This is a genomic window from Aeromonas sp. 25-248, assembly GCF_053005425.1.
Map to the genome: position 1 here is coordinate 178,473 of NZ_JBRKTB010000003.1, position 12,913 is coordinate 191,385.

General features: G+C 63.6%; 9 protein-coding genes. 7 read left to right on the top strand and 2 right to left on the bottom strand.

The window, feature by feature from the left end; all coding sequences use genetic code 11:
* The first annotated feature begins 21 nt into the window (after positions 1-21).
* The 6 genes from nuoI (at position 22) to nuoN (ending at position 6,439) form a co-directional block, all read left to right on the top strand.
* Positions 22-564, top strand: a complete 543-nt coding sequence (nuoI, locus tag ACVDHI_RS07270) for an NADH-quinone oxidoreductase subunit NuoI (RefSeq protein WP_010675034.1) — start codon at positions 22-24, stop codon at positions 562-564.
* Between the two features lie 9 nt (positions 565-573).
* Positions 574-1,113 carry an NADH-quinone oxidoreductase subunit J gene (nuoJ, locus tag ACVDHI_RS07275; protein ID WP_010675035.1) on the top strand — a complete coding sequence of 180 codons (540 nt, stop codon included), beginning with the start codon at positions 574-576 and terminating at the stop codon, positions 1,111-1,113.
* Between the two features lie 79 nt (positions 1,114-1,192).
* Positions 1,193-1,501 (top strand): NADH-quinone oxidoreductase subunit NuoK, encoded by a 309-nt coding sequence (gene nuoK / locus ACVDHI_RS07280; protein ID WP_010675036.1) that lies wholly within the window; start codon positions 1,193-1,195, stop codon positions 1,499-1,501.
* Complete coding sequence (gene nuoL, locus ACVDHI_RS07285) at positions 1,498-3,345, top strand: NADH-quinone oxidoreductase subunit L (protein WP_201926024.1); 1,848 nt, start codon at positions 1,498-1,500, stop codon at positions 3,343-3,345. The genes nuoK and nuoL overlap by 4 nt, the downstream gene beginning before the upstream one ends.
* Positions 3,346-3,414: 69 nt before the next feature.
* Positions 3,415-4,932: an NADH-quinone oxidoreductase subunit M gene (gene nuoM / locus ACVDHI_RS07290; RefSeq protein ID WP_010675038.1), complete on the top strand. Its 1,518-nt coding sequence runs from the start codon at positions 3,415-3,417 to the stop codon at positions 4,930-4,932.
* A 43-nt stretch (positions 4,933-4,975) separates the two neighbouring features.
* Positions 4,976-6,439: an NADH-quinone oxidoreductase subunit NuoN gene (gene nuoN / locus ACVDHI_RS07295; RefSeq protein ID WP_039038715.1), complete on the top strand. Its 1,464-nt coding sequence runs from the start codon at positions 4,976-4,978 to the stop codon at positions 6,437-6,439.
* 269 nt (positions 6,440-6,708) lie between these two features.
* Here nuoN and purL read toward each other — a convergent pair whose 3' ends face one another.
* The gene (gene purL, locus ACVDHI_RS07300; protein ID WP_183149852.1) at positions 6,709-10,602 is read right to left on the bottom strand and encodes a phosphoribosylformylglycinamidine synthase; all 3,894 of its coding nucleotides are present in this window, start codon (positions 10,600-10,602) and stop codon (positions 6,709-6,711) included.
* Between the two features lie 149 nt (positions 10,603-10,751).
* Between purL and mltF the strand changes: the two genes are divergently transcribed.
* The gene (gene mltF / locus ACVDHI_RS07305; RefSeq protein ID WP_198497801.1) at positions 10,752-12,245 is read left to right on the top strand and encodes a membrane-bound lytic murein transglycosylase MltF; all 1,494 of its coding nucleotides are present in this window, start codon (positions 10,752-10,754) and stop codon (positions 12,243-12,245) included.
* Between the two features lie 322 nt (positions 12,246-12,567).
* Here mltF and ACVDHI_RS07310 read toward each other — a convergent pair whose 3' ends face one another.
* Complete coding sequence (locus ACVDHI_RS07310) at positions 12,568-12,798, bottom strand: zinc ribbon domain-containing protein (RefSeq protein WP_039038718.1); 231 nt, start codon at positions 12,796-12,798, stop codon at positions 12,568-12,570.
* Positions 12,799-12,913 lie beyond the last annotated feature (115 nt).

A 12,913-nucleotide genomic window follows, 5' to 3' on the forward strand; every position in this document is an offset into this window, starting at 1 on the left:
TAAATGTGCAGTGAGGCACCTATGAAAATTACGAGCATTATCAAGGGTGTTGGCACCCAGTTGCGCAGTCTTGGGATGGTCTTCTCCCATGCCTGGCGCCCCCGTGAAACCCTGAGCTACCCGGAGCAGCCGGTCTACGCCGCCCCCCGTTTTCGCGGTCGCATCGTACTGACCCGGGATCCTGACGGCGACGAGCGCTGCGTGGCTTGCAACCTGTGTGCGGTCGCCTGCCCGGTCGGTTGCATCTCCTTGCAGAAGTCGGAGCGGGAAGATGGCCGCTGGTACCCGGAGTTCTTTCGCATCAACTTCTCCCGCTGCATCTTCTGCGGCCTGTGCGAGGAGGCCTGCCCCACCACCGCCATCCAGCTGACGCCGGATTTCGAGATGGGGGAGTATCGTCGCCAGGATCTGGTGTACGAGAAGGAAGATCTGCTGATAAGCGGCCCCGGCAAATACCCGGACTACAACTTCTACCGCATGAGCGGGATGGCCATCGACGGCAAACCCAAAGGGGATGCCGAGAACGAAGCCAAGCCCATCGATGTCAAGAGCCTGCTGCCCTAGGAGTCAATCATGGAACTGGCATTCTATGCCGCGGCCCTGGTCGCCGTTTACAGCACGCTGCGGGTGATCAGCACCAGCAACCCCATGCATGCGCTGCTCAATCTCATCATCTCCCTCATCGCCGTGGCCATGATCTTTTTCTGCCTGGGCGCCGCCTTTGCGGGGGCCCTGCAGGTGATCGTCTACGCCGGCGCCATCATGGTGCTGTTCGTGTTCGTGGTGATGATGCTGAACCTGGGGAGCGCCCAGGATCAGGAGAAGAAGTGGCTCACCCCCATGACCTGGGGTGGCCCGGCCCTGCTCTCCCTCATTTTGCTGGGCTTTCTGGCCCACGGCATTCTCGGCGTGACCGGCGGTGAACTGGGTCTGACCGAGGTCAGCGCCAAGGAAGTCGGTATCGCCCTGTTCGGCCCCTATGTGCTGGCGGTGGAGCTCGCCTCCATCCTGCTGCTGGCGGGTCTGGTCACCGCCTATCACCTGGGCCGCGAGGACAAGAGCGGGGAAGTGCTCTCCGTGCCTCGCACCACACAGGAAGGAGGTCAGCAATGAGCGACATCCCCGTGGTGAGGCATGGCCTGCTGCCGGCAGCCCGCCCCCTTTCCATCCAGCAAGCACAAGGAGCATGGCGATGAGTGGAATTCCCATGGAGCACGGCCTCCTGCTGGCGGCCATTTTGTTTGCCATCGGCCTGTGCGGCCTGCTGATACGCCGCAACCTGTTGTTTATCCTCATGAGTATCGAAATCATGATGAACGCGTCCGCCCTGGCATTCGTGGTGGCGGGTAGCCGCTGGGCCCAGGCCGACGGCCAGATCATGTACATACTGGTGATTTCTCTGGCGGCAGCGGAGGCCAGTATCGGCCTCGCCCTGTTACTGCTGCTCTATCGTCGTTACCACACCCTGAACGTGGACACTGTGAGCGAGATGCGCGGATGAGCCTCCTATATCTGACTTTCCTGTTCCCGCTGCTGGGATGGCTGCTGCTGGCCTTCTCCCTCGGCCGCCTCGGCGAGCGCACCTCGGCGCTCATCGGTGTCGGCAGCATCGGTCTCTCGGCCCTCACTACCCTGTGGGTCGGCATCGATTTTCTCAATACCATGCCGGAAGGCGGCGTCTATACCCAGACCCTGTGGCAGTGGATGACGGTGGGCGAGTTCCAGCCCGCCTTCCGTCTCTCCCTGGACGGGCTGTCACTGACCATGCTGGGGGTCGTGACCGGGGTGGGCTTCTTCATCCACCTGTTCGCCTCCTGGTACATGCGTGGGGAAGAGGGGTATTCACGCTTCTTCACCTACACCAACCTCTTCATCGCCAGCATGCTGTTCCTGGTGCTGGCCGATGACCTGCTGTTCGTCTATCTGGGCTGGGAAGGAGTGGGGCTGTGCAGCTACCTGCTGATCGGCTTCTACTACAAGGATCGCAACAACGGCGCCGCCGCCCTCAAGGCGTTCGTGGTGACCCGGGTCGGCGACGTCTTCCTCGCCATCGGGCTCTTCGTGCTCTATCGCGAGCTCGGCACCCTCAACATTCACGAGCTGCTGGTGCGCGCCCCCGCGATGTTCGCAGAAGGCTCCCCTGCCCTGTCGTTCGCCTGCCTGATGCTGCTCGGCGGCGCGGTCGGCAAATCCGCCCAGCTGCCGCTGCAGACCTGGCTGGCGGACGCCATGGCGGGCCCGACCCCGGTCTCGGCGCTGATCCACGCGGCCACCATGGTGACCGCTGGTGTCTATCTCATCGCCCGCACCCACGGCCTCTTCCTGCTGGCACCGGAGATCCTCCATCTGGTGGCGCTGGTTGGTGCCATTACCTTGGTACTGGCGGGCTTCGCCGCCCTGGTACAGACCGACATCAAGCGGATCCTGGCCTACTCCACCATGAGCCAGATTGGCTACATGTTCCTGGCCCTGGGGGTCGGTGCCTGGGAAGGGGCCATCTTCCACCTGATGACCCACGCCTTCTTCAAGGCGCTGCTGTTCCTCTCCGCCGGGGCCGTCATAATCGCGACCCACCACGAGCAGAACATCTTCAAGATGGGAGGTCTGCGGCATCGCCTGCCGCTGGTCTACGCCTGCTTCCTGGTGGGGGGCTCGGCCCTGGCCGCGCTGCCGCTGGTGACCGCCGGTTTCTACAGTAAGGACGCCATCCTCTGGCAGGTGCAGGCCAGTGGCCAGAGCGCCCTGCTGTGGGCCGGTCTGGGGGGGGCTTTCCTGACCTCCCTCTACACCTTCCGCCTCATCTTCATCGCCTTCCACGGCAAGGAGCAGACCCAGGCTCACGCCGGACAGGGCCTTGCCCACCATCTGCCACTGCTGGTGCTGCTGGTGCTCTCCACCGGCGTCGGCGCCCTCATCGTGCCGCCGCTCGCCGGAGTACTGCCGGCAGGCCCCGGGGATCACATCGAAGAGGGACGCCATGGCCTCGAGATCCTCTCCGGCGTCATCGCCGTGGCAGGCATTGCGCTGGCCGCCTTCCTCTTCCTCGGCGAACGTCGCCTGGCGAAGGGGATCGCCGAGAGTGCACCGGGGCGGGCTCTGTCCACCCTCTGGTTCAATGCCTGGGGCTTTGACTGGCTTTATGACCTGATTTGGGTCAAACCCTACCTGCTGGCGACTCGCCTGCTCGGCAAGGATCCGCTGGACAGGATGATGAACCTGCCCGCCGTGCTGGCCCAGGGGGGGCATCAGCTGCTGGCCTGGACCGTCTCCGGCAAGTTGCGCTGGTACGCAGCCTCCATGGGGATGGGCGCCGCCCTGATCCTGGCCCTGCTGCTGCTCGGCTGATCCATGAGCCCAATATTGTGTGGCAGGCTCAGCGCCTGCCCGACTAGAACCTAGATGAGAGCTGATATCGTGACCTTACTCTGGATCTTGCTAATTCCCTTCATCGGCGGCTTGCTCTGCTGGCAGATGGAGCGGCTCGGCGGACAGTTTGTCCGCTGGGTGGCCCTCGCCTCCATGAGCGCCTGTCTGGTGCTCTCCAGCGCCATCTGGCTCGGTGGTGACTTCACCCTCGCCAACCCCGGCCTCCCCGTCTGGGCAGCCGAGTGGCAACAACCCTGGATCCCCCGCTTCGGCATCTCCCTGCACCTCGCTGTGGACGGGCTGTCGCTCCTGATGGTGATCCTCACCAGCTTCATCGGCGTGCTGGCCATCCTCTGTTCCTGGAAGGAGATCGTCCAGCGCATCGGCTTCTTCCACCTCAACCTGCTGTGGATCCTGGGGGGCGTGCTCGGCGTCTTCATGGCGGTGGATCTGTTCCTCTTCTTCTTCTTCTGGGAGATGATGCTGGTGCCGATGTACTTCCTGATCGCGCTCTGGGGCCACTCGGTCACCGATGGCAAGTCGCGCATCAACGCCGCCACCAAGTTCTTCATCTACACCCAGGCGAGCGGCCTCATCATGCTGGTGGCCATCCTGGGCCTGGTACTGACCCACCACGCCGCCACCGGTGTCTTCACCTTCAACTATCAGGAACTGCTCAACACCCCCATGAGCAGCACGGTACAGTGGCTGCTGATGCTGGGCTTCTTCATCGCCTTCGCGGTCAAGATGCCCCTGGTGCCGCTCCATGGCTGGCTCCCTGATGCCCACAGCCAGGCGCCCACCGCAGGCTCCGTGGATCTCGCGGGCATCTTGCTGAAAACCGCGGCCTACGGCCTGCTGCGCTTCACTCTGCCGCTTTTCCCCGAGGCGTCCGCCGAGTTTGCCCCCTACGCCATGGTGCTCGGCCTCATCGGCATCGTCTATGGCGCCCTGCTGGCCTTTGCCCAGACCGACATCAAGCGGCTGGTTGCCTACACCAGCATCTCCCACATGGGTTTCGTGATGATCGCCATTTACTCCGGCAGCGAGCTCGCCCTGCAAGGGGCAGTGGTACAGATGATTGCCCACGGGCTCTCGGCCGCCGGCCTCTTCATCCTGTGCGGTCAGCTCTACGAGCGCCTGCACACCCGGGATCTGCGCCAGATGGGCGGTCTCTGGGGACGGCTGCGCTACCTGCCCGGCGTGATGCTGTTCTTCTCCGTCGCATCCCTCGGGATGCCGGGGACCGGCAACTTCGTCGGCGAGTTCCTGATCCTCATCGGCAGCTTCCAGGTGGCCCCCGTTATCACCGTCATCGCCACCTTCGGGCTGGTGCTGGCCTCGGTCTACTCCCTCATCATGCTGCAACGGGCCTGCTTCGGGACGCCCCGGGAGGAGAGCATGCTCAAGGGGCTGGATACCCGGGAACTGACCATGATGCTGACCATCGCCGGCCTCTTGGTACTGCTCGGTCTCTATCCCCAGCCGGTGCTCGACACCGCCAGCAGCAGCCTCCTGAGCGTGCTGCACTGGTACGCGCTGCCGGGCACGGGGGCGCTGCAATGATGCTTTCTCTTTCGCCTTCCTTGTCCATGTCGGGAGCACTGTCATGACGTTTACTGTTTCTCAACTGCTGGCCCTGCTGCCCCTGTTGCTGACCACGGGGGCCATGGTGGCCCTGATGCTGGCCATCGCCTGGAAGCGCTGTGACGACACCGCCTTCGTGGTCACCATCATCGGCCTCAACCTCGCGCTCTTCTCCCTGCCCATCGTGATGGCCCAGGGGGATCAGGGGGTCACTCCCCTGCTGCAAGTGGACGCTTACGCGGTCTTCTACATGGGGCTGGTGCTCATCGGGGCCCTGGCCACCTGTACCTTCGGTCGCACCTGGCTCAAGGGCTATCCGGACAACCGGGAAGAGTTCTACCTGCTGCTGCTCATCGCCACCGCAGGTGGTCTGGTGCTGGCGGCCTCCCGTCACCTCGCCTCGCTCTTCATCGGGATCGAGATGCTGACCCTGCCCATGTTCGGTCTGGTGGGGTATGCCTATCGCGAGCGGCACTCGCTGGAAGCCAGCATCAAGTACATGGTGCTCTCCGCCAGTGCCACCGCCTTCCTGCTGTTCGGCATGGCACTGCTCTACGCCCAGGCCGGAAGCCTGAGCTTCAGCGATCTCGGTGTGACCCTGGCCCAGAGCCCGGCTCACCATCCGCTGCTGATGGGGGGCTTTGGCCTGATGCTGGTCGGCTTTGCGTTCAAGCTGTCCCTCGCCCCCTTCCACCTCTGGACCCCGGACGTCTATGAAGGGGCGCCGGCACCGGTGGCCACCTTCCTCGCCACCGTGAGCAAGATCGCCGTGTTCTGCGTGCTGCTGCGCTTCTACCTGGCGGTACCCGCCACCTCGGATCCCATGATCCACTGGCTGCTGGCGGCCATGGCAGTCATCTCCATCGTGGTCGGCAACCTCCTGGCGCTGATCCAGACCAACATCAAGCGGATGATGGGTTACTCCTCCATCTCCCACTTCGGCTATCTGCTGGCAGTGGTGGTGGCAAGCCGCCTCGGCGAGATGCCGGTGGAAGCGGCGGGTGTCTACCTGCTGATGTACCTGTTCACCAGCCTGGGGGCCTTCGGCGTCATCAGCATGATGTCCAGCCCCTATCGCGGCAAGGATGCGGACTCCCTGCACAGTTATCGCGGTCTGTTCTGGAAGCGCCCCTATCTGACGGCGGTGATGACGGTGATGATGCTCTCCCTCGCGGGTATCCCCATGACGCTGGGCTTCATCGGCAAGTTCTACCTCATCGGCGTCACCGTCGATGCCAAGCTGTGGTGGCTCAGTGGCGCCATCGTGCTCGGCAGTGCCCTGGGGCTCTACTACTACCTGCGGGTCATGGTCACCCTCTACCTGCGTGAACCCGGCATGCAACTGCGCGATGCCAGGGCCGACTGGGCCTTCTCCTCCGGGGGCCTGGTGGTGCTGCTCTCCGCCATTCTGGTGGTATTGCTCGGCATCTACCCCCAGCCCGTCATCAGCCTGGTGCAGGGCTTCCAACACGTGGTGCTGCGCTAGCCTCAGGTTCAGCTCACACAGCAAAACCGGCCTCCATGGCCGGTTTTTTTTATGTCCGCCAAGGCCCGGTCCGGCTTGCCTATCTGGCAGGCGATACCAGATCCCTCCCCTCAATCCATCCCATATCCTCCAGCAAGCAGCTGGCGGAGCAGCGAGCTGAAGATGGCCTCGCCCCCATCGTGATCGTCTCCTCCTGCCCTCCCCATTCTCAGACCCATGCCCATAAAAAAACCGGCCACTGGGGCCGGTTTTTGGTTTCTTGCTGGCGCTTAGCCCAGGCGAACCCGAGCATTGCGGAACATGCGCATCCAGGCGCCATCCTCACCCCAGTTGTCCGGGTGCCAGGAGTTGGCCACGGTGCGGAACACCCGCTCCGGGTGCGGCATCATGATGGTGGCGCGGCCGTCCGCACTGGTCACCGCGGTGATACCGTCAGGGGAGCCGTTGGGGTTGGCCGGGTATTGCACGGTGACGTTGCCGCGGTTGTCCACGAAACGCAGCCCCACCAGACCGCTCTGTTGCAGCGCAGCCAGGTGAGCGGCATCGCGCACTTCCACGCGCCCTTCCCCGTGGGAGACGGCAATCGGCATCACGGAACCCGCCATCCCGGCGAAGAAGGCGGATGGGGAGTCCTGCACTTCCACCAGGCTGAAGCGCGCCTCGAAGCGCTCGGAGCGGTTGCGCACGAAGCGCGGCCAGAGATCGGCCCCCGGGATGAGGTCACGCAGGTTGGACATCATCTGGCAGCCGTTGCACACCCCCAGGGAGAGGGTATCGCCGCGCTCGAAGAAGCGCTGGAACTGCTCACGGGCGTTGTCGTTGAACAGGATGGACTTGGCCCAGCCTTCGCCCGCCCCCAGCACGTCGCCGTAGGAGAAGCCGCCACAGGCCACCAGGGTCTGGAAATCTTCCAGCTTGATGCGCCCCTCGAGGATGTCGCTCATGTGCACGTCGACAGCGGTGAAGCCGGCGCGGTCAAAGGCGGCCGCCATCTCCACGTGGGAGTTGACCCCCTGCTCGCGCAGCACCGCCAGACGGGGAGAAACCCCGCGAGCGATATAGGGCGCGGCCACGTCGTCGGACGGGTTGTAGGTGAGCCTGGCCTGCAGACCCGGATCGGTGGCGTCCTGGCGGGCGGCATGCTCCTGATCGGCGCATTCCGGGTTGTCGCGCAGGCGCTGCATCTGCCAGCTGGTCTCGCCCCAGATGGTGCGAAGGGCGGTGCGGCTGGCGCGATACACTTCGCTGCCGGCACGCTGGAACAGAATGAGGTCGTCTTCGCGCACCGTGCCCAGCACATGGGAGCAGGCTGCCAGACCGTGACCGGCCAGCAGGGTCAGCACCGCTTCCTTGTCTTCGCGACGAACCTGGATGACGGCACCCAGCTCCTCGTTGAACAGGGCCGGCAGCAGGTCGCCACCCACGCGATCGAGCTGGATGTCGAGGCCGCAGTGACCGGCAAACGCCATCTCGGTCAGGGTGACGAAGAGGCCGCCGTCGGAGCGGTCGTGGTAGGCAATCAGCTTGCGATCCGCCACCAGCGCCTGGATGGCGTTGAAGAAGCCCTTGAGCTGGACCGGGTTGTCCAGATCCGGAGCGCTTTGCCCAAGCTGGCGGTAAACCTGGGCCAGGGCCGAGGCGCCGAGGCGCTGCTTGCCGTTGCCAAGGTCGATGAGGATAAGGTCGGTCTCACCGAGATCGGTGCGCAGTTGCGGAGTCACGGTATTGCGCACGTCCTCGACCCGGGCAAAGGCGGAGATGAGCAGGGAGAGCGGCGAGGTGACGCTGCGCTCTTCCCCGTCCTGCTGCCAGCGGGTCTTCATGGACATGGAGTCCTTGCCCACCGGGATGGTGATGCCAAGGGCCGGGCAGAGCTCTTCGCCCACCGCTTTCACGGCTTCGTAGAGACCCGCATCTTCCCCCGGATGGCCGGCAGCGGACATCCAGTTGGCGGAGAGCTTGACCCGCTTGAGGGAGCCGATATTGGCTGGTGCCAGGTTGGTCAAGGCCTCGGCCACCGCCATGCGGGCGGAGGCGGCATGAGAGAGCAGCGCCACCGGGGTGCGCTCGCCCATGGACATGGCTTCACCGTGGTAGCTGTCGTAGGTCGCGGCGGTGACGGCGCAGTCAGCCACCGGGATCTGCCAGGGGCCGACCATCTGGTCGCGGTTGACGAGGCCCGTTACGGTGCGATCGCCGATGGTGATGAGGAAGGACTTCTCCGCCACGGTCGGCAGGCGCAGCACGCGCTCTGCGGCGTCGCCGAGGGTGATGCCGTCCAGTTGCAGCGCCTTGCCCTGGGCGGGCAGGCTCTGCACGTCGCGGTGCATCTTGGGCGCCTTGCCAAGCAGCACGTCCAGCGGCAGATCGATGGGCTGGTTGTCAAAGTGATCATCAGAGAGAGTGAGATGCTTCTCTTCGGTGGCGGTGCCGATGACGGCATAGGGGGCGCGTTCGCGCTCGCACAGGGCCTTGAACAGAGGCAGCTTGTCCTGGGCCACGGCCAGCACATAGCGCTCCTGGGATTCGTTGCACCAGACTTCCAGCGGGCTCATGCCCGGCTCGTCGTTCGGGATGGCACGCAGGTCGAAGCGACCACCGCGATCCCCGTCGCTCACCAGCTCCGGCATGGCGTTGGAGAGACCACCGGCGCCCACGTCGTGGATGAAGACGATGGGATTGTCGTCCCCCAGTTGCCAGCAGCGGTCGATCACTTCCTGGCAACGACGCTCCATCTCGGGGTTGTCACGCTGCACGGAGGCGAAGTCGAGATCTTCGGCAGACTGACCGGACGCCATGGAGGAGGCTGCGCCGCCACCCAGGCCGATGTTCATGGCCGGACCGCCCAGCACGATGAGGGCAGCCCCCACCGGGATCTCCCCTTTCTGGACGTGCTCGCTGCGGATGTTGCCGATACCGCCCGCCAGCATGATGGGCTTGTGGTAGCCGCGCACCTCGACGCCGTTGTGGCTCGGCACCTGCTCTTCGAAGGTACGGAAGTAACCCAGGATGGCAGGGCGACCGAATTCGTTGTTGAAAGCGGCGCCGCCAAGGGGCCCTTCCTGCATGATGTCAAAGGCGCTGACGATGCGGCTCGGCTTGCCGAAGTCCTGCTCCCAGGGCTGCTCGAAACCGGGGATGCGCAGGTTGGATACGGAGAAGCCCACCAGGCCCGCCTTGGGCTTGGCGCCACGGCCTGTCGCACCCTCATCGCGGATTTCGCCGCCGGAGCCGGTGGCGGCACCCGGGAAGGGAGAGATGGCGGTCGGGTGGTTGTGGGTCTCCACCTTCATCAGGATGTCGACGCGCTCCTGGTGATACTGGTACTCACCGTTGGCGGGGCTCGGGAAGAAGCGGCCACCCTGGCTGCCTTCCATCACCGCGGCGTTGTCTTTGTAGGCAGACAGGACATGATCCGGCGTCTGCTCGAAGGTGTTCTTGATCATCTTGAACAGCGACTTGGGCTGCTGTTCACCGTCTATGGTCCAGTCGGCGTTGAAGATCTTGTGACGGCAGTGCTCGGAGTTCGCCTGGGCAAACATGTAGAGCTCGATGTCGTTGGGATTGCGACCCAGCCGGGTGAAGTTGGTCACCAGGTAATCTATTTCGTCATCGGCCAGGGCCAGACCCAGGGTCACGTTGGCCTCTTCCAGGGCGGCGCGACCACCACCCAGCACATCTACCTGGGTAAAGGGGCGCGGCTCGTGGTGAGCAAACAGGGCGGCGGCCTCGTTCATCTCGGCAAAGACCACTTCCATCATGCGATCGTGCAGCAGGGCCGCGATCTCGCTGCGCTGGGCCACGCTCAGCTCACCCTTGGCCTGCACGTAATAGGCAATGCCGCGCTCCAGCCGCTTGACCTGTTTCAGGCCGCAGTTGTGGGCGATGTCGGTTGCTTTGGAAGACCAGGGGGAGATAGTGCCGGGGCGGGGGGTAACGAGGAACAGCTGACCGCTGGGGGTGTGTTCCGGGATGGTCGGGCCGTAGCGCAGAAGCTGGCCCAAGGTCGCTCGCTCGGGGGGCGACAGCGGGCTCGTCAGTTCGGCAAAATGCACGTATTCCGCATAGACGCTTGCTATCTCTACTCCTCTCTGTGCGCAGCTCTGCAGCAGCTTGTGGACACGAAACTCAGACAGTGCTGGGGCACCACGCAAGATTTCCATATACCTTTCTCACCAAGTTTTAGAGTGTGGGGGGATTTGAGACGCGCGTATTATAGGGATCAGGCCCATCCTGAACAAACGTTTTTCTCATCTCGCGCGGTGTGACTCCCTTCATACTCTCTGGTATAAAGGTGCCTCTTTTTTGACAAATGCCGTTTTTTTCAACAAGGGTACTCACCTACTTGCGCTGCATTTTTCGACTGTTCATCGGGATGATGTTGACGCTGGCCCTGGCCGGTTGCGACTTCTACCACCCCTCCAGCCAACTGGAGCAGATCCGCCAGCGAGGCGAGATCCGGGTTGGCACCCTCTATGGCCCCACTTCCTATTACCAGCGTGACGACACCGCACTGGGGTTCGACTACGAGCTGGCGCAGCTCTACGCCGACTGGCTGGGGGTCAAGCTGACCATAGTACCGGCCTACAGCACCGCCGAGCTGGTCGAGCAACTGCAAAAGGGCAAGCTGGATCTCGCCGCCGCCGCCATCGTCGTGACCCCGGAGCGGCGCAAGCTGTTCCGCTTCGGCCCAGGCTTCTACCAGGTCTCCCCCAAGCTGGTCTATCGCAACGGCTCCCCCAGGCCCAAGAACCTCGGTGACATCAAGGGCAGCATAGTGGTGCCGGCGGGCTCCACCGGCGAGGACCTGATGAAGGAGCTGGCCAAGCAGTACCCCAACCTGAAGTGGAGCACCAATCGGGATGCGGACGTGGAGGAGCTGCTCAAGCAGGTGGCCGACGGCAAGGTGGACTACACCGTGGTGCAGGACACCATACTGGCCCGTACCCAGCGCTACTACCCCGAACTCACCGAAGGCTTGACCCTCGCCAGCAAGCAGACCGTGGCCTGGGCCATGACCAAGCTGCCCGACGACAGCCTCTACGCCAGCATCATCGACTTCTTCGGTCAGCGCTTCATGGATGGCGCCATCGCCAAGCTCGACGAGAAGTACTTCGGCCACGTGCAGAACTTCGACTTCGTCGACACCCGTACCTTCCTGCAACGGGCCAAGAGCCTGCTGCCCAAGTACCAGGCTCTGTTCCAAACCCACGCCAAGGATATCGACTGGCGGCTGCTGGCCGCCATCAGCTATCAGGAATCCCACTGGGATCCCCAGGCTCGCTCCTACACCGGGGTGCGCGGCATGATGATGCTCACCGGTCCGACCGCCAAGGCGATGGGGGTAAACGATCGCACCCACCCGGAAGAGAGCATCAAGGGGGGCGCCCGCTACCTGCAGGAGATGATGGCGAAGGTGCCCGACTCGGTCCCGGCGGACGAGAAAGTGTGGTTTGCCCTCACCGCCTACAACATCGGCTACGGCCACATGATGGATGCCCGCCGCCTGACCAAGGAGCTGGGCAAGAACCCGGACGCCTGGAGCGACGTGAAAGAGGTGTTGCCGCTGCTGCAGCAGTCACGCTGGCATCGCAAGGTACGCTATGGCTATGCCCGTGGCGGCGAGGCGCGCAACTATGTCAACAACGTGCGCCAGTACTACCAGAGCCTGCTCTGGCTCGACAACGAACAGCAGAAGGCCCATCGTCGGGAGGAGCTGGACGAGGACGACAGCAGCGAGCCGGACGTGCAAGCGCAGCGTCCGGCCATCATCGCCGAAGTGGTCAAACAGATCATCACCCCCTAGCCTCGCCGGGGGTGTGTTTTCCTGCCCTGTTCTCTGTTACCATCCTTGGGTATACGAGGGGCGCTGGAGCGAACTTATTGCAATGTATTCATTGCGTTGCAGTTCCTGCCAAGGGCCCTTTCGACCCCACGCAAGACCAGGGAGGAGAACAGGATGCGAGCACGCAGAAGAGCCATGTTGGCCCGAAAAACCAAATGTGCCTGGAGCCCGAGACGCAAGCTCAAGCTGGCCGACATGAAACGCAAGATCTGGCACAGAAACCGCTCCTTCACGCTGCTGATAGCGGAGCACACAGTATAAACCCGGCATCAGCCGGGTTTTTTTATGCCTTGTCAGGCTGCGCTTCAAACAGAACGGTGCGCTTGGAGACCAGGGTGTTGCAGTGGTTGCAAAAATAATCCACCGCGCCGCAAGCCCGAAGCCGTTCCAGCTCCTGCCCGCAGGCAGGACACAGGGCCCGGATGCGATAACGGGCCTGACACTGGCCACACGTCGTCTCCCGGCTGCGGCTGTCCAGTTCGCCCTGACAGGCAGGGCAGGTCAGCGTGTTCATTCTCTTCTCGACTCCTCTTTACGTCACTGTGCACCGGCATTACCCGCAGCCCCTCCCCCGGTTTGTCTGCCCTGAAGAGGGCCACCAAGAAAAACGGCTGCCGGTAAGGGCAGCC